The organism is Halorubrum sp. AJ67, assembly GCF_000513435.1.
The window spans coordinates 133041-134122 of record NZ_CBVY010000011.1 but is presented as its reverse complement, the minus strand read 5'-3'; the positions used below and the strand labels follow the sequence as shown (position 1 = coordinate 134122).

The 1082-nt window shown below is 64.2% G+C and carries 1 protein-coding gene and 1 pseudogene; both read left to right on the top strand.

Going from position 1 to position 1082, the window contains the following annotated elements; genetic code table 11:
* Window positions 1-474 (top strand): annotated as a pseudogene (locus BN903_RS10415) (succinate dehydrogenase); the annotation flags it as partial.
* A gap of 264 nt (window positions 475-738) precedes the next feature.
* The gene (locus BN903_RS10410; RefSeq protein ID WP_048077657.1) at window positions 739-966 is read left to right on the top strand and encodes a TrmB family transcriptional regulator; all 228 of its coding nucleotides are present in this window, start codon (window positions 739-741) and stop codon (window positions 964-966) included.
* The last annotated feature ends 116 nt before the right edge of the window (window positions 967-1082 follow it).

Genomic DNA, 1082 nt, shown 5'->3' with positions numbered 1-1082 from the left:
GTCGTCGTCGGCGCTGTCGACCGCGCGCAGGAGCGCGTCGAGGAGCTGCTCTCCCGCGACGGGCGCAACCACGCCGAGATCCGCTCGAAGGTTCAGGAGACGATGACGGCCAACGTCAACGTGTTCCGCGAGGAGGGCCGGCTGGAGGAGACGCTGGCCGACCTTCACGAGGCGCGCGAGGCGTACAAGGACGTCGCGGTGTCGGACCCGTCGCGGACGTTCAACACCGACCTCATCCACACTATCGAGACTCGGAACATCCTCGACATCGCGGAGGCGCTGACGATGGGCGCGCTCGCCCGCGAGGAGTTCCGGGGCGCGCACTGGCGCAAGGAGCACCAAGAGCGGAAAGACGAGAACTGGCTGAAACACACGCTCATCTCGTGGAACGACGGCGAGCCGGAGCTGTGGTACAAGCCGGTCGTCCTCGAAGGCGAAAACAAGACGTACGAGCCGAAGAGTCGCTCGTACTGATCCGAGCGGCGATACCGCCGATCCGCGGCGTCCCGTCGGGCCCCCGCTCCGTCCTACGGGATCGATCCGGATCGTTCACGGTCTCGTATCCGTCGACGGTCGAAAACCCGCGTCGATACGCGTCGAATCTCCGTTCGTCGACCGACGATGTCTCGGCTGATTCGCCGAAATAAGCGTCTTGACGCGCTCTCAATCCTCTTCAGATTGTTTCGACGAACGTTGAATAGGGGATTTATTATCGTCGAAGCCAACCGATCGAACAAGATGATCGAGACGGAAACCGCGTCCGCGGCGGCTGCCGCGTTGCCCCCGGAGCTTCAGTCGCCCCGCGCCAAGCTCGTGTACCTCTACCTGACCACGAACGGCGACGCCACGGTCTCGGAGATGGGCGACTCGCTCGGGATGAAGAAGCTCTCCCTGTACAGCATCCTGAAGACCCTCCGAAACGAGGGGCTCGTCGACTGCGACGGCGACTGTTACGTGCCGAACTGACGCGGTCGCTCCTTCTCTCGGCCGTGCCGGCTCGACTCGCGAGCGTCGCGGCCGGAGCGTTTAGGGACGCGGAGCGTCCACGTCAACCGTGGACGCGAACCAGACGGAGTTCGAGA

Excerpts from the sequence above, each read along its gene's own strand:
- BN903_RS10410 (WP_048077657.1), top strand. The coding sequence starts at position 739 with ATGATCGAGACGGAAACCGCGTCCGCGGCGGCTGCCGCGTTGCCCCCG.